29 protein-coding genes and 7 tRNA genes are annotated in these 26,439 nt (G+C 66.5%); 23 read left to right on the top strand and 13 right to left on the bottom strand.

All coding sequences use genetic code 11. The annotated features are described in order from the left end of the window. Window positions 1–17: 17 nt before the first annotated feature. A complete protein-coding gene (locus tag LOC59_RS06465) occupies window positions 18–1,610 on the bottom strand; it encodes an ABC-F family ATP-binding cassette domain-containing protein (protein ID WP_227896900.1) in 1,593 nt (530 codons plus the stop codon). A gap of 136 nt (window positions 1,611–1,746) precedes the next feature. Here LOC59_RS06465 and LOC59_RS06460 point away from each other — a divergent pair, with 136 nt between their 5' ends. Further along, complete coding sequence (locus LOC59_RS06460) at window positions 1,747–2,583, top strand: SMP-30/gluconolactonase/LRE family protein (protein ID WP_227896901.1); 837 nt, start codon at window positions 1,747–1,749, stop codon at window positions 2,581–2,583. On the opposite strand, the gene rpe is transcribed toward LOC59_RS06460, so the two are convergent. From rpe to LOC59_RS06430, 6 genes are all read right to left on the bottom strand, one after another. Further along, window positions 2,580–3,251 (bottom strand): ribulose-phosphate 3-epimerase, encoded by a 672-nt coding sequence (gene rpe / locus LOC59_RS06455; RefSeq protein WP_227896902.1) that lies wholly within the window; start codon window positions 3,249–3,251, stop codon window positions 2,580–2,582. The two genes, LOC59_RS06460 and rpe, sit on opposite strands and share 4 nt — an antisense overlap. 8 nt (window positions 3,252–3,259) lie before the next feature. Continuing rightward, complete coding sequence (locus LOC59_RS06450) at window positions 3,260–4,744, bottom strand: RsmB/NOP family class I SAM-dependent RNA methyltransferase (protein ID WP_227896903.1); 1,485 nt, start codon at window positions 4,742–4,744, stop codon at window positions 3,260–3,262. Then, entirely contained in the window at window positions 4,741–5,670 is a 930-nt protein-coding gene (gene fmt, locus LOC59_RS06445) for a methionyl-tRNA formyltransferase (RefSeq protein ID WP_229971069.1), read from the bottom strand. The genes LOC59_RS06450 and fmt overlap by 4 nt, the downstream gene beginning before the upstream one ends. A 12-nt stretch (window positions 5,671–5,682) precedes the next feature. Next, window positions 5,683–6,255 (bottom strand): peptide deformylase, encoded by a 573-nt coding sequence (def, locus tag LOC59_RS06440; RefSeq protein WP_227896905.1) that lies wholly within the window; start codon window positions 6,253–6,255, stop codon window positions 5,683–5,685. A 61-nt stretch (window positions 6,256–6,316) separates the two neighbouring features. Beyond that, window positions 6,317–7,207 (bottom strand): PD-(D/E)XK nuclease family protein, encoded by an 891-nt coding sequence (locus tag LOC59_RS06435; protein ID WP_229971067.1) that lies wholly within the window; start codon window positions 7,205–7,207, stop codon window positions 6,317–6,319. An 81-nt stretch (window positions 7,208–7,288) separates the two neighbouring features. After that, a tRNA-Val gene (locus LOC59_RS06430) sits at window positions 7,289–7,360 on the bottom strand. A 176-nt stretch (window positions 7,361–7,536) separates the two neighbouring features. Here LOC59_RS06430 and LOC59_RS06425 point away from each other — a divergent pair. From LOC59_RS06425 to LOC59_RS06390, 8 genes are all read left to right on the top strand, one after another. Continuing rightward, window positions 7,537–7,610: transfer RNA gene (locus tag LOC59_RS06425), tRNA-Gly, on the top strand. Between the two features lie 40 nt (window positions 7,611–7,650). Continuing rightward, window positions 7,651–7,724 (top strand) — tRNA-Cys (locus LOC59_RS06420). A 26-nt stretch (window positions 7,725–7,750) separates the two neighbouring features. Next, window positions 7,751–7,822 (top strand) — tRNA-Val (locus LOC59_RS06415). 35 nt (window positions 7,823–7,857) lie between these two features. Then, window positions 7,858–7,931 (top strand) — tRNA-Gly (locus LOC59_RS06410). Between the two features lie 48 nt (window positions 7,932–7,979). Further along, window positions 7,980–8,051: transfer RNA gene (locus tag LOC59_RS06405), tRNA-Val, on the top strand. 4 nt (window positions 8,052–8,055) lie between these two features. Then, window positions 8,056–8,132, top strand: a tRNA-Gly gene (locus tag LOC59_RS06400). Between the two features lie 99 nt (window positions 8,133–8,231). Further along, the gene (locus LOC59_RS06395; RefSeq protein WP_227896907.1) at window positions 8,232–8,675 is read left to right on the top strand and encodes a hypothetical protein; all 444 of its coding nucleotides are present in this window, start codon (window positions 8,232–8,234) and stop codon (window positions 8,673–8,675) included. A 54-nt stretch (window positions 8,676–8,729) separates the two neighbouring features. After that, window positions 8,730–8,987, top strand: a complete 258-nt coding sequence (locus LOC59_RS06390; protein ID WP_227896908.1) for an antitoxin — start codon at window positions 8,730–8,732, stop codon at window positions 8,985–8,987. A gap of 104 nt (window positions 8,988–9,091) precedes the next feature. Here the strand turns inward: LOC59_RS06390 and zapE are convergent, their stop codons facing one another. Continuing rightward, window positions 9,092–10,147: a cell division protein ZapE gene (zapE, locus tag LOC59_RS06385; protein WP_227917138.1), complete on the bottom strand. Its 1,056-nt coding sequence runs from the start codon at window positions 10,145–10,147 to the stop codon at window positions 9,092–9,094. Window positions 10,148–10,291: 144 nt separating this feature from the next. Between zapE and LOC59_RS06380 the strand changes: the two genes are divergently transcribed. From LOC59_RS06380 to ybaK, 3 genes are read left to right on the top strand one after another with little or no spacing between them, the layout of a single operon-like run. After that, complete coding sequence (locus LOC59_RS06380) at window positions 10,292–11,197, top strand: sulfurtransferase (protein WP_227896910.1); 906 nt, start codon at window positions 10,292–10,294, stop codon at window positions 11,195–11,197. Between the two features lie 39 nt (window positions 11,198–11,236). Beyond that, window positions 11,237–11,740, top strand: a complete 504-nt coding sequence (locus LOC59_RS06375) for a SufE family protein (RefSeq protein ID WP_229971066.1) — start codon at window positions 11,237–11,239, stop codon at window positions 11,738–11,740. A gap of 4 nt (window positions 11,741–11,744) precedes the next feature. Then, window positions 11,745–12,251: a Cys-tRNA(Pro) deacylase gene (ybaK, locus tag LOC59_RS06370; protein WP_227896912.1), complete on the top strand. Its 507-nt coding sequence runs from the start codon at window positions 11,745–11,747 to the stop codon at window positions 12,249–12,251. Here the strand turns inward: ybaK and LOC59_RS06365 are convergent. The 4 genes from LOC59_RS06365 to LOC59_RS06350 form a co-directional block, all read right to left on the bottom strand. Continuing rightward, a complete protein-coding gene (locus LOC59_RS06365) occupies window positions 12,248–12,736 on the bottom strand; it encodes an FBP domain-containing protein (RefSeq protein WP_229971064.1) in 489 nt (162 codons plus the stop codon). The two genes, ybaK and LOC59_RS06365, sit on opposite strands and share 4 nt — an antisense overlap. A 217-nt stretch (window positions 12,737–12,953) precedes the next feature. Next, a complete protein-coding gene (locus LOC59_RS06360; RefSeq protein ID WP_229971062.1) occupies window positions 12,954–14,645 on the bottom strand; it encodes an HNH endonuclease in 1,692 nt (563 codons plus the stop codon). Between the two features lie 403 nt (window positions 14,646–15,048). After that, window positions 15,049–15,432, bottom strand: a complete 384-nt coding sequence (locus LOC59_RS06355) for a DUF1304 domain-containing protein (protein WP_229971060.1) — start codon at window positions 15,430–15,432, stop codon at window positions 15,049–15,051. Between the two features lie 150 nt (window positions 15,433–15,582). Further along, complete coding sequence (locus LOC59_RS06350) at window positions 15,583–16,833, bottom strand: alpha/beta hydrolase (RefSeq protein WP_227917298.1); 1,251 nt, start codon at window positions 16,831–16,833, stop codon at window positions 15,583–15,585. 93 nt (window positions 16,834–16,926) lie between these two features. On the opposite strand from LOC59_RS06350, the gene LOC59_RS06345 reads away from it, so the two are divergent. From LOC59_RS06345 to LOC59_RS06295, 11 genes are all read left to right on the top strand, one after another. Beyond that, window positions 16,927–17,418 carry a hypothetical protein gene (locus tag LOC59_RS06345; protein WP_229971058.1) on the top strand — a complete coding sequence of 164 codons (492 nt, stop codon included), beginning with the start codon at window positions 16,927–16,929 and terminating at the stop codon, window positions 17,416–17,418. Between the two features lie 48 nt (window positions 17,419–17,466). Then, window positions 17,467–17,931, top strand: coding sequence for a peptide-methionine (R)-S-oxide reductase MsrB (gene msrB / locus LOC59_RS06340; RefSeq protein ID WP_229971056.1), 465 nt, complete (start codon window positions 17,467–17,469; stop codon window positions 17,929–17,931). A 234-nt stretch (window positions 17,932–18,165) separates the two neighbouring features. Then, on the top strand, window positions 18,166–18,618 hold the full coding sequence (locus LOC59_RS06335) for a hypothetical protein (RefSeq protein WP_229971054.1): 453 nt from the start codon (window positions 18,166–18,168) through the stop codon (window positions 18,616–18,618). Further along, window positions 18,615–19,613 carry a V-type ATPase subunit gene (locus LOC59_RS06330; RefSeq protein WP_229971052.1) on the top strand — a complete coding sequence of 333 codons (999 nt, stop codon included), beginning with the start codon at window positions 18,615–18,617 and terminating at the stop codon, window positions 19,611–19,613. Before LOC59_RS06335 ends, LOC59_RS06330 begins: the two co-directional genes overlap by 4 nt. 34 nt (window positions 19,614–19,647) lie before the next feature. Then, on the top strand, window positions 19,648–20,940 hold the full coding sequence (locus tag LOC59_RS06325) for a V-type ATPase 116kDa subunit family protein (protein WP_227896952.1): 1,293 nt from the start codon (window positions 19,648–19,650) through the stop codon (window positions 20,938–20,940). Then, window positions 20,937–21,389, top strand: a complete 453-nt coding sequence (locus LOC59_RS06320) for an ATP synthase subunit C (protein ID WP_227896954.1) — start codon at window positions 20,937–20,939, stop codon at window positions 21,387–21,389. Before LOC59_RS06325 ends, LOC59_RS06320 begins: the two co-directional genes overlap by 4 nt. Then, entirely contained in the window at window positions 21,386–21,622 is a 237-nt protein-coding gene (locus tag LOC59_RS06315) for a hypothetical protein (RefSeq protein WP_227896958.1), read from the top strand. Before LOC59_RS06320 ends, LOC59_RS06315 begins: the two co-directional genes overlap by 4 nt. Beyond that, complete coding sequence (locus LOC59_RS06310) at window positions 21,619–22,143, top strand: hypothetical protein (protein WP_229971050.1); 525 nt, start codon at window positions 21,619–21,621, stop codon at window positions 22,141–22,143. Before LOC59_RS06315 ends, LOC59_RS06310 begins: the two co-directional genes overlap by 4 nt. Next, entirely contained in the window at window positions 22,131–23,900 is a 1,770-nt protein-coding gene (locus tag LOC59_RS06305) for a V-type ATP synthase subunit A (RefSeq protein WP_227896962.1), read from the top strand. Before LOC59_RS06310 ends, LOC59_RS06305 begins: the two co-directional genes overlap by 13 nt. Continuing rightward, a complete protein-coding gene (locus LOC59_RS06300; protein ID WP_227917290.1) occupies window positions 23,897–25,300 on the top strand; it encodes a V-type ATP synthase subunit B in 1,404 nt (467 codons plus the stop codon). Before LOC59_RS06305 ends, LOC59_RS06300 begins: the two co-directional genes overlap by 4 nt. Continuing rightward, window positions 25,297–25,884, top strand: coding sequence for a V-type ATP synthase subunit D (locus LOC59_RS06295; protein ID WP_227917289.1), 588 nt, complete (start codon window positions 25,297–25,299; stop codon window positions 25,882–25,884). The genes LOC59_RS06300 and LOC59_RS06295 overlap by 4 nt, the downstream gene beginning before the upstream one ends. On the opposite strand, the gene LOC59_RS06290 is transcribed toward LOC59_RS06295, so the two are convergent. Beyond that, window positions 25,881–26,426, bottom strand: coding sequence for a GNAT family N-acetyltransferase (locus tag LOC59_RS06290; protein WP_227917288.1), 546 nt, complete (start codon window positions 26,424–26,426; stop codon window positions 25,881–25,883). The genes LOC59_RS06295 and LOC59_RS06290 overlap by 4 nt on opposite strands. Between the last annotated feature and the right edge of the window lie 13 nt (window positions 26,427–26,439).

The raw sequence follows: 26,439 nt of genomic DNA, 5'->3' as shown, positions 1-26,439 counted from the left end.
CTTTTACGCCGGGTGTCTCAGGCCACGCGCAGGTCGATCTCCCCGGGAGCGCCGCCCCCGGCGCCGAAGACCAGCTGCCGGTTGGCTACCTTGTCCGTGAAGAACCGGTCGTGGCTGACCACCACCACGGCGCCCGGGAAATGCAGCAGCGCCTGCTCCATGACCTGGGTGCTGGAAAGATCCAGGTGGTTGGTCGGTTCGTCGAGCAGCAGGACGGAGGCTCCCGAGAGCAGGCACTGGGCCATGGCCACGCGCGCCTTCTGTCCGCCGGAAAGGTTTCCGATCTTCTGCTTGAGGTCAGCCTCGGAGAACTGGAACATGGCCAGGAACCGGTTCACGGATTTCTTCGTCGCGGTCAGCGCCAGGCTGTCCGGCATCGCGTTGACCGCGTGGGTGACGGTGTCGGCGTCGTCGAGTTCGGCCAGGACCTGGTTATAGGAAACCATCCGGGCGCCGTTCGCCCAGGCTACCTTGCCGGCGTCGGGCGTTTCCTCGCCGGTGAGCACCCGCAGCAGGGTGGTCTTGCCGCTGCCGTTGGCGCCCAGGACCACCAGCCGGTCCCCGCGCTGGATCTCGAAGGACACCCCGCTGAACAGGGTCCTCTCCCCGTAGGACTTGGCCACGTCCTGCACCCGGCACAGGTTGTCCTTCACGTGCAGTCCTGCGTAGATCTCGGTGATGATCTGGTCCACAGGACGCGGCGCACGGGACTTCTTGATCCGCGCGAGCTTCGCACCCAGGGTCCGGCCGCCGGCCTTTGCAGCCTCGCGGCGGTCTGCGATCCCTTCGGCTTCGAAGGCCAGCAGCTCCGATTCGTGCACAAACTGGGAGGCCAGCTGCTTCAGCCGGAACTGCTTCTGGATGACATATTCGGCGAAGTTCCCCGGGTATTCGTGCAGGTGGAAGTTCTCCACTTCGATGATCCGGGTCACCACGGCGTCCAGGAACGCCCGGTCGTGGGAGACGACGACGGCGGCGCCGCGGAAGTCCCGGAACCAGCCTTCCAGCCACTGGACTCCGTCGACGTCGAGGTAGTTGGTTGGTTCGTCCAGCAGCAGCACATCCGGTGCCTGCAGCAGGATCTTGGCCAGTGCGGCACGGTTGCGCCAGCCGCCGGACAGGGCATCAATCGGGCAGGTGCGGTGGGCTTCGCTGAATCCCAGGGTGGTGAGCGCGGCGTCGATCCGGCGCGGATAGTCCCATCCGTCCAGATGGTCCATGGTTTCAAAGAGCTCAGCCTGGCGGCGGATCAGCCGGTCCATGGTCTTCCCGTCCGGATCGGCGCCCAGTGCCGCGTCGATCGAGGCCAGTTCCGCTTCCACGTCCTTGATTTCGGTGAACAGGCCGTCGAGGACTTCGGTCACCGTAGACTCCCCGGCCAGTTCGGAGAACTGGGAGAAGTACCCGATCTTCAGGCCTTCATCCACGCTCACCGTGCCGGAATCAGGTTCGATCTGCTGCAGAATAAGTTTCAGCAGCGTGGATTTGCCCGAACCGTTTTTGCCGATCAGCCCCACCCGGTCCTTAGGCTCCAGACGGAAGAACACCTCCCGGAGGATTTGGTTCTTTTCGAAGCCAACGTTGACGTCCTGCAGCCTGATCAGGCTCATTCGGGGGTGTCCTCTCGGGATGGAAGCAAGCCACTCATCTTATCGGTCCAGCCGTGTCCCCTGTTGCCCGCGGTGGCACCGACGCATACTGGACGCGTTCGGCAGTGAATCCTTACAGGCGCGGGAGGTTCCTTCGATGGAACAGGCGACAACTCTGGTTTCCGGATTGGGGATGGGCGAATCCGCACGCTGGCACGGCGGAGAGTTCTACTTCGCGGACTGGACCGCCGGCACCATCTCGGCCCTGGACGCTGTCGGGAACGTGCGGCGGATCACCGGAGTGCCCTCTTTTCCGATCACCTTTGACTGGCTGCCGGACGGGCGGATGGCCGTCGTCTCCGGGGCTGACGGATCGGTGCTGGTTGAAGTTCCGCACGCGGGGCTGATTCCGCTGGCGGACCTGCGCGGCTTGTCGCCGCATCCCTGGAACGAGATTGCCGTCCACCCCTCCGGCAACGTCTACGTCAACGGAATCGGGCAGGACTACGCGGGCGAGCCGCGGAACAACGGGCTGATCGCCCTCATCCGGCCGGACGGTTCAGTCCAGCAGGTCGCCGGGAACCTGGCGTTCCCCAATGGCATGCTGGTCTCCGCAGACGGGAACACCCTGGTGGTTGCCGAGTCCTACGCCGGACGGCTGAGCTCTTTCACGGTCCGTCCGGACGGGACCCTGGAAGCCGCTGGGACATGGGCCGCCGTGGAGGGCAGCGCCCCGGACGGCATCAGCTGGGATGGCAGCGGCGGCATCTGGTTCGCCGAGGTGCCGGGCGAACGGTGCGTCCGCGTCCAGGAAGGCGGCGAGGTCCTCCAGACAATTGAGCTGGAGGACGGATGCTTCTCCTGCGCCGCCGGCGGTGACGACGGCGGCCTGCTGTTCATGATGACCGCGCAGTGGCCGCAGGTTATGGACCCCGGCTGGGAGAAGACCGGCCGGGTCATGGTGCAGCGGGTTCGGCCGCCGCAGCCCGCCTAGACGGCGCGGCTTACCGCGCTGGCCTGGGCCCGCAGTTTGGCAATCGCCTCATTCGGGTCGGGCGTGCCGTAGACCGCTGAGCCGGCGACGAACACGTTGGCCCCGGCTTCCGCGGCGCGCTCGATGGTGTCGGGGGCGATCCCGCCGTCCACCTGGATGGCGATCGGCAGGCCGGAGCCGCGGACGGCCTCGGCAGCGCGGCGGATCTTCGGCAGCGTCACATCGAGGAACTTCTGGCCGCCGAAACCCGGTTCCACGGTCATGATCAGGAGCATGTCCAGCTCGGGCAGCATGTCCAGGTACGGCTCCACCGGAGTGGCCGGCTTCAAAGCCATGCCGGCCTTGGCACCCCGGGCACGCAGTTCCCGCGCCAGCCGGATCGGGGCTGCAGCGGCCTCAACGTGGAACGTCACTGAGGCCAGCCCGGCTTCGGCGTACGCCGGAGCCCAGCGGTCAGCGTCGGCGATCATCAGGTGGGCATCCAGCGGCAGTCCGCTGACCTCCTGGATCCGCTTCACGACGGGCAGGCCGATGGTCAGGTTCGGCACGAAGTGGTTGTCCATGACGTCCACGTGGACGGCGTCGGCGCCGCTGATCCGCTCCAGCTCCGCTTCCAGGTTCACGAAGTCGGCGGAGAGGATGCTCGGGTTGATGCAGCACTGGCTCACAGGGTCTCCTAGATTTTGCGGCGGACCAGCGCCAGGAACATGGCATCGGTCTGGTGGACATGGGGCCACAGCTGGGCCGTGGATTCGTGCCCGGCCCCGAGGGAACCGGTCAGGCTGACGGCATCCAGTGCGGCTCCGGCGTCCAGCAGCTCAAGGTCGTTGCGCTGGCGCAGCACGTCCGCGACGACGGCCTTGGTCTCGGCGGGGTGCGGAGAGCACGTTACATAGGCCACCACGCCGCCGGGCTTCACGGCGTCAACGGCACTGAGGAGCAGCTCGCGCTGCAGGCTCCCCAGTTCGCCGACGTCGGAGGGCTGGCGGCGCCAGCGTGACTCGGGCCGGCGGCGCAGGGCACCGAGGCCGGTGCAGGGAGCGTCCACCAGGATGCGGTCAAAGGTTTCCGGGTAGTCCTCGGCCACGGTGCGGCCGTCTCCTGTGCGCACGTTCCAGGTCTCCCCGGGAACGGCGTCCAGTGCCTGGCGGACCAGCTGGGCGCGGTGCGGTGCAGGCTCGTTGGCCAGGATCACCGCTCCCTTTTCGTGGGCCAGGGCGGCAAGCAGTGCTGCTTTCCCGCCGGGACCGGCACACATGTCCAGCCACTTCTCGACGCCGTCCTCGTCCGGAGTGACGCCGTCCAGGTCCAGCTCGGCCAGGGCGCGGGCCACCAGCTGCGAGCCGGCGTCCTGGACCCGGGTGGTTCCGGCCCGGACAGATTCCAGCCGTCCGACGTCGCCCGCGGAGAACAGTGCCGAATCCGCGACCAGTTCACCGTCTACCGCTCCGGCTGCCCGGGCCTCGTCCAGGTCCCCGAGCCCGGGCAGGGCGACGAGGTTCACGACGGGCGCGTCATTGTCGGCCCGCAGCAGGTCGTTGATTTCCTCGACGCTGCGGCCGTGGGCCACCAGGGACTGGCGGAGCGCACGGACGATCCATTCGGGGTGGCTCTGCTCGATCGCCGCGCGGCGGATGGCGTCGGTGTCGCCTTCGGTCAGCAGTGCGGTCCACTCCCCCAGGTCCCGTGCAGCGACCTTCCGCAGCACCGCGTTGATCAGGGCAGAAGGCCCGGCGCCGATCACGGCGCGGGCCAGGCCCACGGTCTGGTCCAGGGCCGCATGGGCCGGAACGCGCATGGCCAGGAGCTGGTGGGCGCCGATCCGCAGTGCATCCAGGACAGCAGGGTCCAGCTTCTCCAGCGGGCGGTCCACGCAGCGGGCCAGGATGGCGTCATACGTACCCTGGCCGCGCAGGGCGCCGTAGGCCAGTTCAGTAGCGAACCCGGCGTCGCGCTTGTCCAGCCGGTGCTTGCGGATGCTCTTGGGCAGCACCAGGTTTGCGTACGCGTCCTCGCCGGACACGGCGCGGAGCACTTCGAAGGCGACAAGCCGGGCAGGATCCGCCGCGCGGGTCCGCTGCGACGGCGCGGCCTGGGTATGGCTGCGGACCTTGGGCCGGCTGCGCTCGTGGCCCTTCGCATTGCGTTCGGTGCTGCTCATTCGAAAACCACGTCCTCACGCTGGCCTAGTCCCCGGGCCCAGTCAGGTCCGGGCATCATTTTCTTGCCGGCCGGCTGGACCAGCGTCAGTTCCAGCGCCGTGCTTCCGGTCCCCACCAGGGCTTCGGCTCCGCTGCCGGACCCCAGCCGCACCTGGCCGGGGGCCAGGTCAGTGACATCCGGCCGCGGCACGGCAGCACCGATCTTGAACCGGGCTCCGTCCCACATGGTCCAGGCCCCGGGTTCCGGGGTGACGCCGTTGATCCGCCGCCGGAGCGCCAGGGCAGGCTGCTGCCAGTCCAGGTGTCCGTCTTCGATCGTCAGCTTGGGAGCCAGTGTCACGTCACCGCTCTGCGGAACCGGAACGGCCTTCCCGGCCTGGATCGCGGCGAGGGTCTGCGCGAGCAGCACCGCTCCGCTGTGCGAGAGCCGTTCCAGCAGTTCCCCGCTGGTCAATGACGGGTCCACGGTTTCGGTCAGCTGCCCGAACACCGGTCCCGTATCCAGGCCCTTTTCCAGCAGGAAAGTGCTGGCCCCGGTGATCTCGTCACCGGCAATGACGGAATGCTGGACCGGAGCTGCCCCGCGCCAGGCCGGGAGCAGGGAAAAGTGCAGGTTGATCCAGCCGTGCGCCGGGATGGCCAGGGCGCGTTCGGGGATCAGGGCCCCGTAGGCAACGATCGCGGCGGCATCCGGTGCGAGTTCCGCAATGGCGGCAACGGAGTCGTCGTCGATTTTGTCCGCCCGGATCACCGGCAGGCCAAGCTCTTCGGCGCGGGCTGCGACCGGCGACGGAGTCAGCACGCGCTTGCGTCCCAGCGGCGCATCGGGCCTGGTGAGGACACCGACCACGTCGAATCCGGCGTCCAGGAGGGCGTTGAGGGAAGGGACCGCCACAGCGGGCGTCCCAGCAAAAAGTACGCGCATCGCCACGCCTGCTTACGCTCCCGTGCTTTGGCCGAAGGTGCCGAAGCTGGACCCGACAGACTGGGCGCGCTGCGTGACCGTGCGTTCGGCGATGGAATCGTAGTCGGCCATGCGGATGGCGCGAAGCGCGGCCTTGCGGTCCTCACCTTCGAGCCGGTCGATGTAGAGGATGCCGTCCAGATGGTCGGTCTCGTGCTGGAAGCAGCGGGCAAGCATTCCTTCGCCCTCCACCGTGACGGGATTGCCGTCCTTGTCCTGGCCGGTGACACGGGTCCAGCGGTACCTGGGGACGGGATAGCCCAGGCCGGGAATGGAGAGGCAGCCCTCGACCTGGTCTTCCTGGCGGTCTTCACTCAGTTCCAGGACCGGGTTCACGATGTGCCCCGCAGCGCCGTCGATCCGGTAGGTGAAGACACGGAGGCTGACACCCACCTGGGGTGCGGCGAGACCGGCGCCTTCCACGTCCTCCATGGTCTCTTCCATGTCGGCCACAAGCTTGGCGAGCTCCGGACCGAACTCCGTCACTTCCTCAGCGGGGGTCCGCAGGACGGGGTCGCCGATGATCCGAATCGTCAGGATTGCCATCTGGAGTGTGTTCCTTACTCTTATTTCTGTGTAGCGCTAAGTCCTCGTGCTGAACCTAAGTCTAGTTGTGCGCGGGCTGCCCGGCGGGAACAGCATGGGCGCCGGAGGCCTGCATTGGCGGCGGAGCGATGGGAAGGAGCGCCCGGCCGGCGGCAGCGACGTCGTAATTTGTCTGCCAGACCCGCCGCAGCGCACAGAATTTGTACCAGTGCTGCGGAAGCACGTCAGGGTTGGCACGCATGGGCCGCACTTCGGTCTGTCCCACCGCGACGCCGAGGAGCAGCGGCTGCTCGCCGTAGGCCCACGGCTCCCATTCCCCCCGCCCCGCGTCGACCAGGGATTCTTCCGCCTTCATGCCGGCGACCAGCTGCATCACGACCTTGTCATCAAGCTGTTTGACCTGGCCGTCGCGGTCGGTGTTTTTGGTCTTGTAGTCGATCAGGCACAGCCGTCCGCCGATGCTGGCGACCAGGTCAAGGGTTCCGGCGTAACCGAGCTCATGGTTCCAGACGGTGATTTCCGCAGCCAGGGGCTTCACCTGGTAGAGCTGCCACCATTCGTCGAAGCGGTCGGCAAACTGGTGCTCGCCGTGCTCAGCCAGCTTTTCGCGGGCTTCGGCAAGCTGATGCGGCTGCTCCAGTGCCCGCAGCGCCACCTGCTCGCAGTAAAAGTGGACACGGGTGCCGCGCTCGGCGGCGGCATCGCGGTAGCGTTCGGACGCGCGGGAGGCTTCCTTGACGATCGTCTTCAGCTGCGCCTGGTTGCCGAGGGCCTGCCCCAGGCCCGGATGCTTGACGACGGCGCTGGCCGCCATGTAGCTGTGCCAGCCGTCCAGGGAGGTGCTGCCCTGGGCGATGACAGTGGTGATTGAGGGAACCGCAGGAGGTTCGGACAGGGAGCGCGAATACATGCGCCCGAACTCGGTAGTGTGCGCCAGTGCTGGTTCAGTCATATCAACAGTCTGTCACCCGGGTCTGACCTTTAAGCAAAAACAGGCACCGGAGCTGTTCCGGTGCCTGCCTGCGTATTTCTGTGGGCGATACTGGGTTCGAACCAGTGACCTCTTCGGTGTGAACGAAGCGCGCTACCACTGCGCCAATCGCCCTTGCGGGAGTTGCCTTTGAAGTGCTGCAACGTCTAAAGATGCTAGCCCACAATCGTGCCTCGTCAAAACCCGCTTCGGGGTGAATGTGCAAAGCGCGCCGATTGGACGAACTTCGAAACGTCCTATAGAGTTTTTCTTCGTTGGAAAGCGGGAGTTCGCCGCTGGAACACCAACATGCGGACGTAGCTCAGCTGGCTAGAGCACCACCTTGCCAAGGTGGATGTCGCGGGTTCGAATCCCGTCGTCCGCTCGCAAGTCACTGTATTTCCGGCCCTCAAAAAGCTGGTCACGGTGGGGTGGCCGAGAGGCGAGGCAGCGGCCTGCAAAGCCGTATACGCGGGTTCGAATCCCGTCCCCACCTCCACGGTTACATGCACAACCCATTTATGGGCGCGATTGGCGCAGCGGTAGCGCGCTTCCCTGACACGGAAGAGGTCACTGGTTCGATCCCAGTATCGCGCACGAGGTTCAGCACCTTGTGTGTTGGATATTCATTTGCGGACGTAGCTCAGCTGGCTAGAGCACCACCTTGCCAAGGTGGATGTCGCGGGTTCGAATCCCGTCGTCCGCTCTCCTGTACTGAAGGCACCGGAATTCTTTCGGAACCTGTCAGTATCAGGCGCGATTGGCGCAGCGGTAGCGCGCTTCCCTGACACGGAAGAGGTCACTGGTTCGATCCCAGTATCGCGCACTCTGCGGACGTAGCTCAGCTGGCTAGAGCACCACCTTGCCAAGGTGGATGTCGCGGGTTCGAATCCCGTCGTCCGCTCCACTAAAAAGAACCAGGCCCCTCCCGGGCCTGGTTCTTTTTTGTCTTCACATACCGGTTCAGTGCGCTGACTAGGGACAACAGCGTGTTAGATTCGGCGCCATGGGGAAAACGGACGATTTTCACGACATGTACATAGCTGCCTGGAACGAGGGAATGGCAACTGGGGATGCCACACCCGTCTACGCGTTCCTGGCACCGAAATACCACGGGTGGGTAGGCCAGGACGCCACATCCATTTCCGAGTTCGAGACGGCCGAGGCGAAGGACGGATTCGCACAGGTAGTCCGGGGAATGCAGGGATCCACCGTCCATGCCAGCCACCGCACCGTGGGGATGCGCGGTGAGGATGAGGCCGTGGTCTTTTACGAGATGAGCTACCGCCGGGACTCACAGGTCATCGCCCGGGCGCTGCTAATGGAATCCTGGCGGCGGGTCTCCGGCAGCTGGAAACTGCACCGGGACATTACCGAACTGAATGCGCCGGTCCTGGAACCGGATATTCCCTCAGCTGAATCCATTGGTGCAATCCATCAGGAGGCTTAGCATTGAAGCGAACGGGAGGCGTCAGGGCCTCCCCTGGTGGAAGGGAGGTGATCCGTGTCTGTATTTGACGGGCTCAAAGGCAAGGCCGGAGAGCTGAAGGACAGGGCTACCGAACTTGTGGGCGAAAACGCCGACAAGATCAAGGGCGGCATCGACCATGCGGGGAACTTCGTTGACCAGAAGACCGGCGGCAAGTACTCCGACAAAATCGATGGCTTCCAGGCCAAGGCCTCTGAAGCGGTAGAGAACATCGACCGCAACCAGGGACCGGGCAAGGGACCCGAAACCGGACAGACTCCTCCGGCCGTATAAGTCTCAGAGCACGGCAGAAGGTCCTGGTCCCGCTTTCCGCGGGATCAGGACCTTCGTCTTTTAAAGCGCCAGTTGCGTAAGCGTCGGTTGGGGCTCGGCTTTGGCTAGGATGCCTCGCCGGTCTGGCCCTCCCGGGCCAGCGCCGTCAGGCGTGAGACGGCGCGGAAGTACTTCTTCATGTAGCCGCCGGCCATCATTTCCTTGGTGAAAAGCTGGTCGAAGGGAACGCCGCTGGCAAGGATCGGAACGTCCTTGTCATAGAGGCGGTCGGCCAGGACCACAAAGCGCAGCGCCACGGACTGCTCCGAGATGGTGTGAACGTTGTGCCAGGCCACGGCGTCGATTCCATCGATCAGCTGGCGGTAGCGGCTGGGATGCACGTCCGCCAGGTGGGCCACCAGGTCAGCGAAGTCGTCCTCGGCAACAGTCTTCCCGTCAAACTCCGCGGTGATCCGCTCGGCAAGTCCGGCCTCGTCCAGCGGCGGCGGGGACTCCGGCAGGCCGCGGTGGCGGTAATCCTCGCCGTCGATCCGTACGACGTCGAACTGGTCCGCCAGGACCTGGATCTCGCGCTGGAAGTCGACGGCCGCAAAGCGGCCCTCACCCAGGGAGCCGGGCAGGGTGTTGGACGTCGCAGCGAGCTTGACGCCGGCGTCGGACAGTTCCCGCATGAGGCGGGACATCAGGACCGTGTCTCCGGGATCGTCGAGTTCGAATTCGTCGATGCAGACCAGCTTGTAGGCCGAGAGCGCCTCGACCGTCTTGCGGAAGGACAGTGCGCCCACAAGGTTGGTGTACTCCACGAAGGTGCCGAAGGCCTTGGGCCCCTCCACCGCGTGGAAAAGCGAGGCGAGCAGGTGGGTCTTGCCCACACCGAAGCCGCCGTCGAGGTAGAACCCGGCCTTCGTTTCAGGCTTCTTCGCGCCGAACAGCTTGCGGAAGCCGCTGGGGGCGGGAGTATCAACGTTCTGGGCAAAGGCACGCATCGCAGCGACTGCCTCCGCCTGCGAGGGCTGTGCCGGATCCGGGATGTAGCTGTCGAAGGAGACTTCTCCGAATCTGGGCGAGGGGAAGAAACCCTGCAGGAGTTCGTCCGTGGAAACCTGGGGAGTCCGCTTTGTCAGCTGCTCCACTTGTCCTGCTGCGCCCAAACTATCCATCCGATTCTGCTAGGGGTACCTTCATTTGCTGCCGTAGCAACGATACGCCACTGCGGCGGATGAGCAGTCCCCAAGGAAGTTTTAGGACGTGCACATCGTTAGGCTTGGTAGTAAACCTGCCGCCTTACCCAAAGGGGAACATTCATGCCGCTGCCCGCAGATCCGAATCCGAAGTTCGCCGAGTACGCCCATCCGGAAAGGCTCGTGTCCACCGAATGGCTGGCCGCGAACCTGGATTCGCCGGACCTGGTGGTGCTGGAGTCCAACGAGGACATCCTGCTCTACGACACCGGCCACATCCCCGGCGCCCGCAAGATCGACTGGCACACGGACCTGAACGACGCCGATACCCGGGACTTCGTCGACGGCGCAGTTTTCGCCAAGCTCATGGGTGAAAAGGGCGTGAGCCGCGGCTCCACCGTGGTGATCTACGGCGACAAGAGCAACTGGTGGGCTGCCTACGCTCTCTGGGTGTTCACCCTTTTCGGCCACGAAGATGTACGGCTGCTCGACGGCGGCCGTGACAAGTGGATCGCCGAAGGCCGCGAGATGACCACTGACAAGCCTGTAGTCACCGCTGTCGACTATCCCGTCGTCGAACGCAATGATGCTCCCATCCGTGCTTACCTGCCGGATGTCCTGGCCCATCTTGGTACCGGTCCGCTGATCGACGTCCGCTCCCCCGCCGAGTACTCCGGCGAACGGACTCACATGCCGGACTACATGGACGAAGGCGCCATGAAGGGCGGTCATATCCCGACTGCCGTCTCCGTACCCTGGGGCAAAGCCGCAGCCGAGGACGGCACGTTCCGGGACCGCCGGGAGCTGCAGGATCTCTACGGCGGCGAAGCGGGCCTAAAGGAGGGGGACGACGTCGTCGCCTACTGCCGGATCGGTGAGCGTTCCAGCCATACTTGGTTTGTACTCAAGCACCTCCTCGGTTTCGATTCGGTGCGCAACTACGACGGATCCTGGACGGAGTGGGGCAACGCAGTACGCGTGCCGATCGTCCGGGGAACCGAACCGGGTCCCGCGCCGGCTTCGCGCTAGATCGCTTCCTGCACTCCTCAACCGAAAGCAACTGGTTATATGAGCACCACCGTTCCTTCCTCCGCTGATTCGGCCGTTCCGGCGGCGCTTCAGGAGATTATTGACGATTTTCAGGCCATGACTGAGCCTGAGAGGCTTGAGCTGCTGCTTGAGTTCTCCCGGTCGCTTCCGGCCCTTCCGGCCCGTCTGGCGGACCACCCGGAAATGCTGGAGCAGGTTGTCGAATGCCAGTCCCCGCTGTTCCTGACGGTCGAGGTTGGCGACGGCCCGGAGCATGACGTTGAACTGTTCTTCTCGGCTCCGCCTGAAGCCCCGACCACGCGCGGATTTGCCGGTGTGCTGCACGAGGGTCTGAATGGATTGTCCGCTGCAGAAATCCTGGCCGTACCGGCCGATGTGCCGGACCGGCTGGGCCTGACCCGGGCGATCACTCCCCTGCGGATGCGCGGCATGTCGGCCATGCTGGGCCGGATCAAGCGGAAGGTGGCAGAGCAGGTGGACGTTGCTTCCGCTGACGCACCTGCCGCCGGACTGGGGAGCTAAGCCGATGGCCGGCAGCAGCAGGAAAAGCGGGCACGGCGCGACGCCGGCCACCCAAGCCCTGGATGCTGCCGGCGTCGCCTACCGGACCCTGAGCTACCACCACGACGCGTCCACGCCGTCGTACGGGCTGGAGGCAGCGGAGAAACTCGGCGTTCCCGAGGAGGCCGTCTTCAAGACACTCATGGTGTCGCTGGAGAACCGTCTTGCGGTGGCTATGGTTCCGGTTGCTGCCATGCTTGACCTGAAGAAGGTCGCGTCCATGCTGGGGGTGCGGAAGGTTTCCCTTGCCGACCGTGCCGAAGCCGAGCGGCGGACCGGTTACGTGGTCGGCGGCATCTCCCCGCTGGGGCAGCGCCACCGCTCCCCTGCGCTTATTGATTCCAGCGCAGAACTGCTTGACGCCATCTACGTATCCGGCGGCCGCCGCGGGTTCGAGATAGAGCTCTCCCCTTTCGACCTGATCCGCCTGACGGAAGCTCAGACCGGGCCGATCGCGGTATACAAGGACTAGCTGCGGATTTTCCGGACGAACTGAACGGTCCGCTCCTGCAGGCGCCGTGCACGCTCGGCCTTGACGAGTTCCGGGTCGGGGTGGATCGGATCCGGCTTGGGCTCGGAGCGGACGTTCTGGGCACAGGAGAAGTTGCTGTGGATCAGCGTTCCCACCGAGTTGCCGTTCTTTCCGGCGGGGCCAGCCTTGGGCGCAACGAACATAAACACGTCGTCGTCGCTTTCCATGTCCTCGCAGAGGGCGCAGAGTGCTTTCTTGCTTGCGGAGACCAGTTCGGGCGCGCGGAGCAGGACAGTGGTGGTTTTGCCCTCCACGTCCAGGACCAGATAGGCGCGCTGGGGCATTTTGTGGTCCCGCCAGCCGTACTGGTCGATGTTCTCCCAGTCGATGGTGTCGAAGTCGGCGGGGAAGTTCACTGCCGCAGTCTGGGACCGGCTGGCGTTGATGAAGGACTTGCGGATGGCAGCTTGGGTTAGGGCTTTCATGTAACAGGCTTTCGTTTCGGGTTGCTCAGAGAGCGCTGGTGCAGGCGGGACGCGGGGGCGCGGTCATCTGGTTTGGCATTGGCAGCACCCGCTTAGGGGATGAACCTGCAATAGAGGATGTGCGTGCTAGGAGCGTGCCCCACAGCAGGGCCCGAAGCCCACCAGCCCTTCCGCTGCGCTCACGCAGACGGGTACCGAAACGATCATGGAGAAAAGCTTACAGGTCCTGCATTGCCGGATGTGCTCGCCCCCCCGGCAACGGAGGCGCCGCGGAGGTGTAGGTGTGGCCGGTAGGCGTGGTGATGCGGACGGTGTGCCTCCTGCCGGATCCTGTACGGGCCGTCCGCATGCTCCTGATGGTGGTCGCGTTCCACCCGGGTGCTTCTTTGGCGTGGTTACAGGCTTCGCAGAGTCCCTGTCCGTTGGTGTAGCTGGTAGGGCCGCCTTCGGCGCGGGGACGGATGTGGTCGATGTGCCGGATGGGTGCGTCGCACCAGGGTGTGCGGCAGGTCCGGTCCCTCGTGCGGATCATTCGTGCCAGTCCGGCGGGGAAGGCCCGGGCTTTGGATTCCATGGCTGTGAGTTCCCCGTTGAACGGATCGAGGTACAGGCGGCGCAGGCTCACCAAAGACGAAGGCTCCGGCACTGTAACCAATACCGGCACCAATGCCCGCTTGTGCTTCAGTCCGGCGCCTGCTGGAGTATCCCCGCCGGCTTGCTCCTTATCCGGTACCCCCAAGGTGTCCCGCAGCGGTTGGCTGGGTAAGCGCGTACCGGGCGGGGACGCCTGGCGGCTCGTACCGGGCGGGGATCCCTGCAGGCGAATACCGGGCGGGGATGCATGCCGGCCTTCCCCGGTACCCAGTGCGGAGCTGATGAGGTTTCGTGCCCAGGCACCGGGGATGGTCCCGTAGCCGGGGAAATACGCCGGTGTGTCCGCTTTGGTTTCCGGTGCACCCGGAACACGGTCCCCACCGGTTTGGCGCTGAGGGAACAGGACGTCGGAGAGCAGGGTCCGGTCCGTGATCACCAGCTGCACCTCGACCGGTACCTGGTCCGCTGTGTCCTGGCCGGTGACGCGTTCGACGAGGGTATCGGCCATGATCTGTCCCCGCCCGCGCCCGTCCCCGGATGCACGCAGGGAATCCGCTGCCCGGGACAATGCCGCATACACCGCCACTCCCTGAGCGACCGGCAGCAGACCGGTCAGGTAGGACATGGTGTCCGGCGCCGGGCGGCAGGAGACGTACCGGTCGGAGACGGCTTTGGCGTTGCGCCGGACCTGGGACGCGGGGTCAATGGTCTGGGTGATCGTGCGGATCCGGGCAATGAGTTTCCGGTCGCCGAGGCCTTCCAGGGAGGCTGGGTCCTTGCAGATCAGCTCATCGACCCGGCGCCGGTCCTCCACGTCCAGGCAGGCTGTTTCCCGGACCAGGAGCGTGGCCCGCCATTCACTGAGCACCCCGGAAGACAAAGCCGCCAGGGTGTAGGGCATTTCGTGGACCAGTGCCTTGCCCAAACCCAGGTGCCGGCTGCCCCGGTGCGGGGAATCCCGCCTCGCCAGCGCCACCTGCGATCCCACACCGCGGCCAAGATGCTCAGCCGGGACACCGGCACGGGACTGCGTCCGCCGCTGGGAGGCATCAAACGCTGCCGCGGCACGGGCCTGCACCGCCGCAGCTGCAGACTTCAGTTCCTCCAGCACCCGCATCAAATCTATGAGCTGCGGGTCCGCCGTTTCTGAAAGATCGGCATCTGCGAGCGCGGTGGAGAAGGCCCTAACGTTCTCTGCTGAAAGCGACACCGGAGAAACTGTGCTCCAGGAGTCTCCGCCGGGTCCATGTCCCCACGCAGCATGGTCGCCGCCTGCAGTCAGACCATCTGGACCCACCGTGAATGATTCGAACATGTGTTCGAGTCTATGAGTCGAATGGGGTCACCGAAAGACAGACTCCTACGGGTTCCAGTACCTGTTTCGTCGCCTGCGATTCCCCTCCCCTCCCTTGGGCGAGCCCCCGTGCCTAAGTGGCAGCGTGTCCACCAAACCTGGGCATAACTCCGGTGGCCAACGGCCGGCACTGGAGCAGTGGAGGACAGGAAGACCAACAACCGGCACACCGTCAGGGAGCCTCCGGAATGCCGGGATCACCAGTGAGCGCCGGGAGTTCTGGATGCGGCGGAGCTGGAAGCGGCACGCCAGCAATGGGATTGCGGCGACCGGGCCATTAGCACCCTCAAGCGCCGGAGGCACAACAAGAAGCGGGACCCTAACTAACGGGATTGCGAGCCGCCGGCCAGGACACGTCTCCGGCTCAGAGCCCCGCAACAAGGAACACCAGCGCCAAAAAAGCCGGAACGGCCTGGATGAGCGCAGGCCGGAGCATACGGCGGTCTTTCAGCAGCAGTACCACGCCGGCCAGCATCATCGACGCTGCAGCAAACCCGATCAGCGAAGCACCAACAGCTATGTTCCCCCTGGCCAGCAGGAGAACTCCCAGGACTGCACCCACGGCGAGGAAGAGGTTGTAGAAACCCTGGTTGTAGGCGAGCGCCTGGGTGTGGGCTGCCTGTTCCTCGTCCGGGATCCGGAACAGTGCCATGGTTGCCGGGGCCGTCCACCGGATGGACTCCAGCACAAAGATGTAGACGTGGATGGCAGCGGCAATAAGCGCGAAGACCGATGCGGCAACGAGCATGGTTCCTCCTACCGGTATCGGAGATCCCTTCCGGTTTCCCTCATGCTCGCATCCGGCACGGTACGCCACAATGAGGTGCCGCAAACCCCAGTTGAGGTGCCGCAATCCCCGGTGAAGGTCCCTGAAAGCCCCTAGCGGTGCTCCCCGGGCCTAGCGGTGCTCCCCGGGCCGCCGGGTCCGCCCCAGGGCGGTCCGCAGCCATCCTGCAACGGCATCTTCCCAGCGCACGGGATCGGTGTTGTATTCGCGGGTGTGTCCACCCTGGGGGAACCGCACGAAGGTCACGAGGTCCGGGTTTTTCTCGGCCAGGTCAGCCGAGGGTCCCACCGGAACAAACTCGTCCCTCTCGCTGTGCACGATCAGCACCGGGGTCCGGATCTCCTCGGCACGGGCAACCCAGTCCATGCTCTTCAGGTCCAGCGGAGCAGCAAGTCCGGTCAGCGTCCGGCCGGCTGCGTTGGAAATCAGCCACTGCCCGAGCCTGCCCACCTGTGCCGGGATCCGGTTCAACCGGGCGTGATGGGCCAAGACCTCCACCCAGTTCACCACCGGACCGTCCAGCACCAGTGCCCGGATATGCCGGCCCAGCGGGGACTTGTCAGCGGTCTGCAGGGCAATCGCGCCGCCCATGGACCAGCCAAACAGGACAACGTCCCGTGCGCCGTGGTCCAGGGCATAGCGGATGGCTGCTTCGACGTCGCGCCATTCGGTCAGGCCCAGGCCGTAGCGCCCGTCTGAGGTGTAGGGCGCTTCGCCGTCGTTCCGGTAGGAAATCAGCAGGCTCGTCATGCCCGCACTGCGCGCGGCCCCGAGCCCCCGGATTGTCTCCGTGCGCTGGGCTCCCCTGCCGTGCACCATGATGGCCCAGGTATCCGTTGCATCCAGCGAGCGCACCAGCCACGCGGGCGCCTTGCCGTTCTCGACGTCGATCTCCACGTCTTCCTGCGGGAAACCGGCGTCCGACGGCGTCGGATGGATAGTCCCGGACCACCAGCCGCGTACCGCGGTGGCCAGGTCCCCTGAGTAGACGCGTTCGACGTCGCGCTGCACGGTCCCTTCGCGGGGAACGTAGGAGCGGATGGCTCCGATCCGGGCGTAGCCGGTACCGCCGTCAAAATACAGGCCGTAGGAGCCCTCAGCGGTGGTGTCGGCATTGGCCGGAAGGATGATCTGCTGTCCCTCGGGGGTATCAATCACGGCGAGGATTTCGAGGTTCTCATCCCGCGCACGGCGCGGCGTGACAATCTGCCGGGCAAAATACACGGCCAGACCCGACGTCGCGGCCAGGACGGCAGTCGACGCTGCCATTCCCATACCGGCACCGAAGGCAGTCCATTTCACCCAGGATGCGGTCTGGGCTGAGACGGCCTGTACGGGCGCCTCGGAAGCTGAGAGTTGCATGCCTTCATTGTGACTGACTTTGCCGCAGGGGCCGAAAAACCGTGCCGCATCGGGTCCTTCTCACCCGACCGGCGCTGAAGCTAGGCTGGCGGGATGAATCCGACGATCGTGGTGCTGACCGAAGAACCCCTGAATGAAGCAGATGCCCGCAACCTGGGCTACCTCGCCGAAAACAATCCCGTCCGCTTCGAGGTCCTGGTTCCGTCAGATCCGGGGCGGAACATGCTCGTGGACGTCCTGGATAACCTCAGCCTCCTCGATTTCGCCGCAGCGTACCGGAACATCGCGGGGCCGCATCGAACGCCCAAGCAGGAAGTGAAAGCAGCGGAGCAGGAACTGGCCGAGTCCCTGGACCTGCTGCGCGGACTGGGGTTCGACGCCGACGGCAGGGTCACCGGCGAGAACCCGGTGCAGGCCGTGGTGGAGGAGGCCAAGAACTCCAGCGCCCAGCAGGTCGTCGTGATCACGACACCGCACGCCGTCGAGGACACGTTCCGCACCGACTGGGCCAACGAAGCACAGGAGCGGCTCGGAGTGCCGGTCCTCCACCTGTACTCCGGCTCCAGCTTCATCGGCGATTCGTAGATCGCATCACCGCGAAATTATTGGAGGCCCTGGAACGTTGAGGCGGTTATGAGCGATACAGGAATCAACGCAAGCAAGCCTGAAGGCGTAACTGGGATCCAGGTTCCCGTCCAGAAGTCCGACGACGAGTGGCGCAGCGAACTCACGCCGGCCGAGTACCAGGTCCTCCGGAAGGCCGGAACCGAACGTCCGTACACCGGGGAGTACTGGGACACCAAGACCGAGGGCGTCTACGCCTGCCGTGCCTGCGGTGCGGAACTGTTCACCAGCAACGAGAAGTTCGATTCCCACTGCGGGTGGCCGTCCTTCTTTGCACCGCTGGCCGAAGGAACGGTCCGCTACCTGCACGACCGCTCCATGGGGATGGACCGCATCGAGGTGCGCTGCGCCAACTGCGACTCCCACATGGGCCACCTCTTCGAAGGCGAGGGATTCAACACCCCCACCGACCAGCGCTTCTGCATCAACTCGATTTCCATCAAGCTTGTCCCCAAGGACACCGACGGGAACTGACGCCCGGACGGACACTTGGCGCCCTGCCATTGTGCGCCCCTGCAGCCCGCCGTACGCTCGAATGAGGGTCAAACACGTTTTCGGACCAGCGTACGGCGGGCTTTTTGCGTCCGGTGCGGAGGCCCGAAGACGCCGAGATTTGCGCCAGCCTCGTGAAGAGGCTGCAGCCAAGGAGGAGTAAACCGTCCGGCACAACGCTCGAACGCATGCCAATCCTTGGGAGGTGCATGAGACATGGCGCGGCCAACCATCCTGGATCGGTTCCGGCCGGTCGGGGCACCCGGTCCCTCCGGACCCGTAGGAGTCCCCTCAGCGGACGATGAAGGGTCCGCAGCCGAACTGCTCCCGGTTTTCGAAGCCTTGAAGCCCGACGTCGAAGCGGCGCGGCAGCTCCTTGAAGCGGCCGGGGAACAGGCACGCACCATCCTTTCCGATGCCCGGCGCCAGGCGGACACCGACGTTGCCCAGGCCCGGATGGATTCCGGTGCGGTCCGGGCCCGGGCCGCCGAACAGGTCTCACAGGAGGCCGCGGCACGTGACCAGGAACGCCTGGACCAGGCCCGGCAACGCGCGGCCAGCATCTCGGCGGGCGCAGCGGGCAGGGTCACCCAGCTGGCCACAGGGATCGCCGCCTCCGTGATCCAGGACTACCTGGGCCCGGACACCGCCCCGAGGCAGGACTCATGAGGTCCGACTGGGTGGCGGCAACGGTCCGGGCCAAAGCGATGGCCCGTCGGCGTGCCGGAGCGGGCCTGTGCCGCGAAGCTGCGGCGCAGCCCAGCCTGGACCAGGCCCTGGAAGTGCTCAGCAGCACCTCGTATGCAGCGGACCTGGCGGGAGCAACCGACCTGGCCGCAGCCCAGGACGCAACCCGCCGCAGCGTGCTCTGGCAGCTGCGGGTTCTGGCAGGCTGGGTCCCTGTCTCGGGGGCACGCATGGTCCACGCGGCCGGAGCAGCGTTTGAACTGGTGAACATCCTGCTCCTCGCCCGCCGCCTCGCGGAGTCTGCCGACCAGCCCGCCGGCCAGCTCGGAGACCAGGACAGCGCCGGGGACCTCCACCGCAGTGTTCCGCTTCCCGAATACTTCGAACTCGGCGGACTGGCAACCGCTTGGCCGCGGCTTTCCGCTGCCGGCTCGACGGCGGAGCTTGCGGAACTGCTCCGGACCAGCCCCTGGGGTGATCCCGGCAGCCCGGACACGATGCCGGACACCCTGACGGCCGTCTGGCTCCGCCGGCTGGCCGCCGCTGTTCCGCAGGCCCGGAGCTGGGCCGTCGCTGAAGCGGCACTGCTCGCAGCCCGCCGCATCCTGGTCTCGCCGGCAACGGGAACGTCAACGGTGCCGGAGATCCCGGAACGGCTGGGCATGCTGCTGCAGCCCCTGATTGGCGGCACCTGGTCAACAGCGGACGACGTCGCATCCTTCCGCGCTGCCCTTCCGGCGGCAGCCGCTCCGGTACTGGACGGCGTCGAGGAACCCACGGGGCTCTGGCGCGCCGAAGCGGCCCTGCAGGCCCGGGTTGAAGAGGACGCATTCCGCCTGCTGAGGTCGGGGCTGCCCGGCCCGGACACCGCAGTGGGAGCCGTAGCTGTCCTGGCCGTCGACGCGTGGCGGATGCGTGCTGCGCTCGCGGCCGCGTCCGCAGGAGGAGGCAGCGAGGTGCTCGATGCCGTGGCGTGAAACCCTCAGCCCGGTCCGGATGGAACGGGTGGCCGTGATAACCCCCACAGAGAGCAGGCGGGAGGCGCTCACCGAAGTCGCGCGCAGCGCCGCCGTCGAACTGGACCTGCCCTACACCCCGGGCAACGGCCCGGAGGAACTGGACCGGGCAGCGGAAGCCGCCGTGGAAAACGGCCCGGTGTCCGGATTGGTCGGCTGGACGCCGGCACGCCGGCTTCGAGAACTGCAGGGCACACTGGCACCCCTGGGAGCCGGAGTCGTGCCGCTGAAGACCCCCCGGGGCGTGCAGCCCCCCACACTGCTGACCGGCAACGAGAAGCGCTCCCGGCAGGCGCCCAGGCTGTCCCGGCTCCTGGTGGACACGTACACCACCGTTCCGTACGCGGACCTGGATCCGGCCCGGCTGGCCGGGCTGGCGTACGTGGTCATGTTCGGGATGATGTTCGGCGACGCCGGGCAGGGGCTGCTGCTGGTCCTCTTTGGGCTGCTCATGCGCTCCGGCCTGGTCCCGGCGCTGCGCAGATTCCAGCGCACGTGGCTGTTTATTTTTGGCGCGGGGATGGCCGCCGTGTTCTTCGGGATCCTTTACGGAGAATTCTTCGGGCCCACCCACGTCATTCCGGTGCTCTGGCTCGAGCCGGTGGAGAATCCCATCCCGCTGCTGATTGCCGCGCTGATTTTCGGTGCCGTGCTGCTCGCGGGCGCGTACACCGTCGGCACCATCAACCGTGTCCGGGAGGGCGGCTGGGGGTATGCCCTCTATGCCCGCAGCGGGCTCGCCGGAGCCATGCTCTTCCTGGCCGTGGGACTCCTGGCGGGCGGGCTCCTGGCCGGGATACCCGCCATGGTCATCGCCGCTGCCGTGCTGGCCGGGCTGGCCCTCGTGCTGATTTTCATCGGACTCTTCGTGGAAGCCGGAGGCGGTGCCACCGGCGGCGTGCAGGCTTCGGTGGAGCTGGTGGACACGGTCATCCAGCTCGGCTCCAACCTGGTGTCCTTTACCCGCCTGGCGGCCTTTGGCCTTACCCACGCAGCACTGATGTCAATTGTCTGGCAGGGCACGACGGCGCTGTGGCACCCGGACTGGCGTGCCGTCCTTGCCGTACTGGTCTTCCTCATCGGCAATGCCATCACCTTCGCGCTGGAAGGCCTGGTCGCCGGCATCCAGGCACTGCGGCTGGAGTATTACGAACTTTTTTCCCGCGTTTTCACGGATGAAGGACGGCCCTTCAAACCGTGGAGCCCTGAATTGCCGGAGTCCGGGGCGGACTCCGGCCCATCCCCCGAGCCGCCCGCTGTCTCCCACCCCGAAAGGCAAACGCCATGAATCCCTGGTTTGCCGGAATACCACTGGCACTCATCGTTACCGTCCTGCTCGCCGGAGGAGCACTGTATGTCCTGCGCCGCCGGCAACGCGCCGGCATCAAGGTCATGCTCGGGGTCAACGCCCTGATCATGGCCGGCGCGCTGGCCCTGCTGGCCGCAGCCTTCGCGGCTGCTCCGGCTTCCGCCTCGGGTGGCTCTGCGGAAGCGGCGGTTTCCATGGCCACCGACGGCAGTGACAGTTCCGGTGCCGCCCTGATCGGGGCGGCCATCGCCGTCGCCGGATCCTCCATCGGGGCGGCCATCGCCGTCGCGTACACAGGTTCGGCTGCGCTGGCTGCCATGAGTGAACGGCCGGAGATCTTCGGCCGGGCCATGGTGGTGGTGGGCCTGGCCGAGGGCATCGCCATCTACGGACTGATTATCTCGATCATCCTGATTGGACAGGCGTGACGTCCCCGGATGCCGCCGTCGTGGCGGCCCTGGGGGAACCGGAGGTGCTGGCAGGCTATGAGCTCGCCGGAGCACGGCTGCACGCCGCCCGCACGCCCGTGGAAGCCAGACTGGCCTGGGAGCACCTGCCCGAGGACACCGCCGTCGTTCTCCTGACACCGCCCTGCGCTGCCGCCCTTGCCGGACTCCTTGACGATCCGGACCGCCCGCTGACGATCACGCTGCCCTCATGAGCGCCCTGCCGCGCAGCGCCGGACCCGCGCTGGAACCTGTCCGCGAAGCCATCCGGCGGGACGCGGAGGAACGGGCACGGGAGGTCGTGGACGCGGCCACCCGGCAGGCTGAGGACATCCGCGGGCGGGCCCGGGAGGAAGCAGACGGCATCCGCAGCCGTTCCGACGCCGACGGCCGTGACGCTGCCCGCACCGAGGCGGCGCTCCGCTCAGCACGCCTGCGCCGGAGGGCAGGCGGAATCGTCCTCTCCCAGGAAGAGGAGCTGCGCGAACAGCTGCGCACCGAGGTCCTTGCGGAGATGGCACAGCTGCGCACCGACCCGCGGTATCCGCGGCTGCTCGATGCCCTGCGGGCCCAGGCACGGACACTGCTCGGCCGGCAGGCGCAGCTGGAAGAAGCTCCGGAAGGCGGAATCATCGGCAGGCTTGGTTCGCGCAGCGTCAATCTTTCACTTCCGGCGCTCGCGGACGCGGCGCTGGAACGGCACGCCGGGGAGGTGCGCACCCTGTGGCAGGACTGAATCCTAAGGATGACGGCCGGGACACCGGACCCCAGACCGCGCGGGTACGGCGTGTCAGCGGACCGCTGGTTGAGGTCAGCGGTCTCGCCGGCGTGTCCATGCTCGAACTGGTCTCCCTGGGCCCGTCCCGGATATCAGCCGAGACGATTGCCATCAACGGGACCGAAGCCACCCTGCAGGCCTATGAATACACCGGCGGCCTGAAGGCCGGCGACGCGGCGGTGGGCACCGGACACCAGCTTTCCGCACTCCTGGGACCCGGCCTGCTGGGACAGGTGTTCGACGGGCTGCTGCGGCCGCTTTCCTCCGCCCCCATGTGGCTGACGGCGGACCGGGAAGCATCGGCCGAAGACCGCCTGGTCCTGGACCGGGAATGGACTTTCGAGCCGCGGGCAGCGGTTGGGGACACGGTCGCCTCCGGAGCCGTACTGGGAACTGTCCCCGGGGCCGGCAGCGTGGAGTACCGGGTCACCGTTCCCCCGGGAATTTCCGGCGAGGTGAGCTTCCTGGCCTCTGGGCAGCTGCGCCCGCTGGACCGCGTTGCAGTGGTGGGCGGACAGGACGTCCCGCTCTCGCAGCGATGGCCGGTGCACCGGCCCCGCCCGGTTGCCGCCCGGCTCTCCGACACGGTCCCCATGCACACCGGCCAGCGCGTGCTGGACCTGATGTATCCCCTGCCGCGGGGATCCGCCGCTGCCGTCCCCGGCGGGTTCGGCACCGGGAAGACGCTGCTGCTGCAGCAGATCGCCAAATGGTCCGACGCCGATGTGATCATCTACGTGGGCTGCGGCGAGCGCGGCAACGAGATGGCCGACGTACTGGACGGCCTGAGCCATCTGGAGGACCCGCGCACCGGCGGCGCGCTCCTGGACAGGACGGTCATCATCGCCAATACGTCCAACATGCCGATGATGGCGCGCGAAGCCAGCATCAATACCGGCGTCACGGTCGCCGAGTTCTTCCGGGACATGGGCTACCACGCGGTGGTCATCGCCGATTCCACCTCCCGCTGGGCCGAGGCACTGCGCGAGTTCGCCAACCGCAACGGGGATCTTCCGGCGGAGGAAGGCTATCCGGCCTCACTGGCTTCGGAGCTGGCGGCGTTCTACGAGCGGGCGTCGCTGGCTACCACGCTGGGCGGGGCGACGGCGTCAGTGACCGTCATCGGCGCCGTCTCACCCCCGGGAGGCGATATGAGTGAACCGGTCACCACCGGGACCCAGCGCTTCGTCCGTTCACTGTGGCAGCTGGACCGGGACCTGGCCTACTCCCGGCACTACCCTGCGGTCAGCTGGCGGGGTTCCTTCTCCCGTGACGCCGAGTCCCTGGGGCGCTGGCATGCCGCCAACGGGGACCCGGAATGGGCCGGACGCCGAGCCCGGGCCGCCCTGGTGCTGGCCGAAGCTGACCGGCTTTCAGCGCTCGCGGAAATCATCGGTGCCGCTTCCCTGCCGGGGCACGAGCAGATGATCCTGCTGGGCGGGCGGCTGCTGCGCGACGGCGTGCTGGTGCAGAACGCGTTGAGCCCCAATGACGGCTACTCCTCCGCCGCCAAGGGCGCCGCCCTGCTGCAGGCGGTGCTGGACACCATCGATGCCTGCCAGCAGCTGGTGGCTTCCGGGGTGCCTGCCTCCAGCGTGGACAGCTATGACTTCTCTCCCCTGCTGCGCCTGCGTGAAGCGGCCGGACCGGACGACGCCGCCGGCGTCAGCGAGCGCGCCGCAGCCTTCCTGGCCGGCCTGAAGGAGCTGCAATGAACCCGGACCCCCGGAACCTTGTCTCCTACAGCGACGTGCGCGAACTGCGCGGGCCGCTGATGATCCTCGGCGAGACCCAGGGGGTGGGCTGGGATGAGTTCGCCACGGTGGAGGTCGACGGCGGCGACGAACGGCACGGGCTGGTCCTGGAAGTCGACGGTGAGGAAACCGTCCTGCAGGTCCTGGAAGGAACCGGAGGGCTGCAGCCGGGCGGCATCTCGGTGCGGTTCCAGGGAAAACCGCTGCACATCCCGGTGGGTCCGCAGTGGCTGGGGCGGGTGTGCAACGGCCGCGGGGTGCCGCTCGACGGCGGGCCGCCCGTCACTTCGGAAACCTCTGAACCCGTGAGCGGCTGGCCGCTGAACCCCGTTTACCGGATACCCCCGCAGGAAGCGGTCATCACAGGGGTGTCCGCCATCGATGCCCTCACCACCTTGGTACGCGGTCAAAAGCTGCCTATCTTCTCTGTCCCCGGCCTGCCGCACCTGACGTTAGCGACGCAGATTGCGGCGCAGTCACGCACCGGCGGGCGGAACTTCAGGGTGGTCTTTGCCGCGATGGGCATGACCCACGCGGACATCGCGTATGTCAGGGACCGGCTGGAGGAGCGCTCCGCTGCAGGAGAACTGGTGCTCCTGCTCAACGCCGCCGATGATCCCGTGATTGAACGCATCCTCACTCCCCGGATCGCGCTGAGCATCGCCGAGCACCTGGCCTATGAGGAGGGCAGCGACGTGCTGGTCGTCATGAGTGACATGACCAGCTACGCCGAGGCCGTGCGTGAAGTCTCCGCCGCGCGCAAGGAGATCCCTGCCCGGCGGGGTTATCCGGGCTACCTCTACAGCGACCTGGCGACCCTGTACGAACGCTGCGGCCGGGTCCAGGGACGGGAAGGGTCGGTCACCGTGGTGCCGGTGCTGACCATGCCCTCAGGGGATATGACCCACCCGGTGCCTGACCTGACCGGGTATATCACCGAAGGGCAGATAGTACTCTCCCCCGACATCGACGCCCGCGGCATCTATCCCCCGGTGGATGTGCTGTCCTCCCTGTCCCGGCTGATGCGTTCCGGTGCCGGCAAGGGACGGACCCGGGAAGACCACCTGGACGTGGCGGCACAGGTGCTGGCCGCGATGGCCCGTGCCCGGCAGGCCTCGGAGCTGGCCGAGCTCGTGGGGCAGGCAGCGCTGGGTGAGGCTGACCGTGCCTACATTGAGTTCCGCTCCGTGGTGGAGGAGAAGCTGCTGAACCAGGGCCGCGACGAATACCGTTCCCTGGAAGAGACCCTGTCCATTGCCTGGACGGCGCTGGCAGTTCTTCCGCGGCGTGAGCTGAGCATGCTCTCCCCCGAGCTGCTGGACCGCTACCTGCCCGGACCGATCGGCGGTGCCCGGTTGTGAGCGGCTCGGGCCGGGCGGCACGGGCAGAGGTGGAGCGCAGGCTCGAAACCGCCCGCCGCGGCGCGGAACTCCTGGACCGCAAGCAGCAGATCCTGCGCATTGCGATCAGCAACCGAAAGGAAAAAGCGGAACAGAGCAGGCTGGCGTGGGAACAGGCTGCCCGGAACGCAGCACTGTGGCTGTCCCGCACCCTGGCCATGGACGGGCTGGGGCGCGTGCACGGGGCCGTTCCGGAGTCGTATGCCAAAGCCGGCATCGTCTGGGGAGGCGCGATGGGAATCCGTTACCCCGAGGGCGCCTCAGTCACCCTGCCCGCACCGGTCCCTCCCGCAGGGTCCTCAGCGCTCGCCTTTGCTGCCGCAGCGCATCGGGAAGCGCTCGCCGCCGCCGTGATCCACGCCGCCGACGCGCGTGCGCTGCTGCTGGTCAGCAGGGAGCTGGCCGAGACCCGCACCCGGCAGCGCGCCGTCGAAAACCGCTGGATCCCCCGGCTCGAAGCGGAACTCGAACGCATCCAGCGCAGCCTCGCTGAACAGGAACTCGAGGAAAGCCTCCGGCTGCGCTGGGCGGCGGGGGCCGTCTAGACGAAAACGTCTTCCCACTCGAACGGCGTGATCTCGTGGTTCTCCCAGTCCTGCCGAAGGATGGCGTAGGCAACGGACGCCACGCGGGTGCCGTCAGCGGTGGGCCAGCCCAGGCGGTAATGCGCTTCCTTCAGGAACCCGGCACGCAGGAACGTCCTGCGCATCGCGACGTTGTCCTCACGGGTCTGCCCTTCGAACCGGACAATCTCCGGAAACCGGTCGAAGACCATGGCGCACAGTGCCTTCAGCACCTGGACGCCCATTCCGCGGCCACGGAAGTCCTCCGCCAGCCGCAGGTCGAACATAGGGGTGTCCTCTTCCAGATCGTCCAGGACCACCAGTCCGATGCGTTCCGGACCGTTTTCGATCCAGAACCCGATGGAATCCCCGCTCCAGAAACGTCCTTCCTCCACCAGCTTCCTGGCTGACTCCTCAGAATGGGCCGGCATAACGTGGAAGGGGAAACGGTTTGAGGTCAGGAACTGCACCAGCGCCCGGGTCTCGTCGCCGGACTCCGCCATGGGCAGGAAACTAATAGCCATGGCCGAAGTCTAG

Origin of the sequence: Arthrobacter sp. zg-Y916, assembly GCF_020907385.1 — a bacterium.
GTDB classification, from domain to species: domain Bacteria; phylum Actinomycetota; class Actinomycetes; order Actinomycetales; family Micrococcaceae; genus Arthrobacter_B; species Arthrobacter_B caoxuetaonis.
Note: the sequence above shows the minus strand (reverse complement) of the source record. Positions and strands in the feature narration are given on the sequence as shown.